Below are 2,608 nucleotides of genomic sequence, written 5' to 3' on the forward strand. Positions count from 1 at the left end.
CGTCCAGCCCGGGCAGGCCGATGTCCACCAGCGCCGCGTCGGGGCGTAGCGCGCACGCTGCGGCCACGCCGTTGAGACCGTCGGCGCGCTGCAGCACCTCGTGGCCCGCCAGCTCCAGCGTGACGGCGAGCATTTCGCGGGCGTCGTCGTTGTCCTCGATGACCAGCACGCGGCGCGGTCCCAGCACCGGCGCCGGTGCGGGATCCGGCGTGCCATGCGGCGCGCCGATGCGCGGCAGCCGCACCGTGAACGGCTCCGGCCGCACGACCGCGCTCAGCACGTATTCGACCCGGCCGTCGCGCACCACGGGCACGCGCACGGGAAAGTCGATCTGCCGGGTCAGACTGCCGAATACGGTGTCGCCGACCGCCGGGCGGGCGGTCGCAAGCACGCGGTCGAAGCTGTTGCGTTCGGCGATCGACGGCAGTTCGCCGGGATAGGGCCGCAGCACATTGACGATCTGCTGGCCGGAGGGCGGCGCGAGGTTCACGGTGAGCCAGTCGGATCGGCTGGCCACGACCCGGGCCGCCTGATCGTAAAACGCCTGCAGGTCGCCGGTCTCCAGATGGACGGATTGCGCCAGCCCGGCCAACACCGAGATCGAGCCGTGGAGTTGGGCGTCGACGGCGGTCACGAGCGCCAGCGTGCGATCACGTGCCCCGCGCTCGAAGGTCTGCTTGGCATGCTGCGCGAACAAGAGCGCGCCGAGGACCGCCAGCGCGATCACCGGCAGCAAGGTGGCCAGAGTGAGCCGAACGAGGTGCGCGCGAAGCGTGATCGGGCGCGGCATGGCGAGCGGCCGGCTGCCTTCGGCTGCGGCGGATCGCTGCTTCGCTGTCATCAAGGCGTCCCCTCCCGCGCGGTGGATTCGAACCGCGTCTTGTGTTCGGTGACTCTGCCACAGCTTGCGCCGGCTCTGACGACGTCACGGCAGCTTTTGCCGCCCGGCAAACGAAGTTGCCGCAAGCCGCCCGGCGCGTCCCGGCGCGGCCGAAGCCGGCGAGCCGAGAAGCGCTTCTCGCCCCGCTCTGGCGAGAAGCGCTTCGGCACGCGGCTTGCCGAGCGGTGCTCATGAAACTACAGCGACCTTCATCATGTGCCCAGAGCCCCTGCGCATTGCGCTGATCAGCGAACACGCGTCGCCGCTGGCGACGGTTGGCAGCGTGGATGCCGGCGGGCAGAACATCTATATAGCGAACGTCGCGCGCTGCCTGGCGGGAGCCGGTCACCAGGTCGACGTGTTCACGCGCCGCGACGACCCGCAGCTCCCGAGCACGGTCGACGTGCGTTCCGGCCTGCGCGTGCTGCACATCGACGCCGGGCCGCCTGCTTTCGTGCCCAAGGAAGAGCTGCTGCCGCACATGCCGGCCTTCACCGGCTCGGCGCGCCGGCTCGTGCAGCACGGCGCGCGCTACGACGTGGTGCATGCCAACTTCTTCATGTCGGGCCTCGTGGGAATGCGCCTGAAGGAGGTGTTCGGCCTGCCGCTGGTCATGACGTTTCATGCGCTGGGGCTGGTGCGACGCGAGCATCAGAAGGCGGCCGACGCTTTCCCGCCGGCGCGCATCGCCATCGAAAAACGCATCGTGCGGCGCGCCGACCGCGTGATCGCCGAATGCCCGCAGGACGAGGCCGATCTGGTGCGGCTGTACGGCGCGCACCCCCACGCCATCTCGACCGTGCCTTGCGGGGTCGACCTGACCGAGTTCTCGCCGGGCTCCAAGGCGGCCGCGCGCCGCGCGCTCGGCCTGAGCGACGACGAGTTCGTGGTGCTGCAGCTCGGCCGGCTGGTGCCGCGCAAGGGCATCGACAACGTGATCCGCTCGATCGCGCTGCTGCCGCCCGAAGTGCCGGCGCGGCTGCTCGTGGTGGGCGGCGAATCGCGCGAGCCCGACGAGCGCAAGACGCCCGAGATCGCCCGGCTGCGCGGCGTGGCAGAAGAGTGCGGCGTGGCGGATCGCGTCACGTTCACGGGCCAGCGCCGGCGCGACGAGCTGGCCCACTACTACGTTGCGGCCGACGTGTTCGTGACCACGCCCTGGTACGAGCCCTTCGGCATCACCCCGCTCGAAGCCATGGCCTGCGGCACGCCGGTGGTCGGCAGCGCCGTCGGCGGCATCCAGCATTCCGTGGCCGACGGCGTGACGGGCTACCTGGTGTCGCCCAAGAACCCGCAGGCCCTGGCCGAGCGGCTCGTGCACCTGCATGCCAACCCGGCGCTCGCGCAGGCGCTGGGGCGCGCCGGCATACGCCGCGTGCGCTCCCTGTTCACCTGGGAGCGGGTGGCCCGCGAACTGGCGGAGGTGTACGCGGCCGTGGCGCCGAAGAATGTGGAACCCGCCCGCGCTGCGCGAGTGCTGAGCCTGGTGCGCCGTTCAGCCCTGCCGGCGGGGCAGGCGCAGGTGCATGCCTGAGATGAAACGACTGTCTGTTCTCAGCCCGTTGCGGATCGTCGGTCCGCAATGTCATGCGTTTGTTCGGTGTGATGAGCAAAGCCGCGGGCGGGCGGCGGGCTTCGCTTCGGTGCGGCGGTCGGCCCTGCGGGCCGACTGCGCTGCGCTGCTCGGTCTCGTGGCTCCGTCGCAGAACTCGCTTCGTTCGCTGCGCT

Annotated in this window: 2 protein-coding genes and 1 pseudogene; 2 read left to right on the forward strand and 1 reads right to left on the reverse strand. The window is 71.0% G+C overall.

The window, feature by feature from the left end; all coding sequences use genetic code 11:
* A pseudogene (locus H0W38_RS20665) lies at positions 1 to 736 on the reverse strand (hypothetical protein); the annotation flags it as partial.
* A 358-nt stretch (positions 737 to 1,094) separates the two neighbouring features.
* Here H0W38_RS20665 and H0W38_RS20670 point away from each other — a divergent pair.
* Both H0W38_RS20670 and H0W38_RS20675 read left to right on the forward strand, forming a co-directional pair.
* Positions 1,095 to 2,414 carry a glycosyltransferase family 4 protein gene (locus H0W38_RS20670; protein WP_367162512.1) on the forward strand — a complete coding sequence of 440 codons (1,320 nt, stop codon included), beginning with the start codon at positions 1,095 to 1,097 and terminating at the stop codon, positions 2,412 to 2,414.
* The coding region (locus H0W38_RS20675; protein WP_292457726.1) for a hypothetical protein at positions 2,407 to 2,608 on the forward strand (202 nt) is incomplete at its 3' end. The genes H0W38_RS20670 and H0W38_RS20675, both read left to right, overlap by 8 nt.

Origin of the sequence: Methylibium sp. (genome assembly GCF_013817365.1) — a bacterium.
Taxonomy (GTDB): Bacteria; Pseudomonadota; Gammaproteobacteria; order Burkholderiales; family Burkholderiaceae_C; genus Methylibium.

Excerpts from the sequence above, each read along its gene's own strand:
- H0W38_RS20670 (WP_367162512.1), top strand. The coding sequence starts at position 1,095 with ATGTGCCCAGAGCCCCTGCGCATTGCGCTGATCAGCGAACACGCGTCG.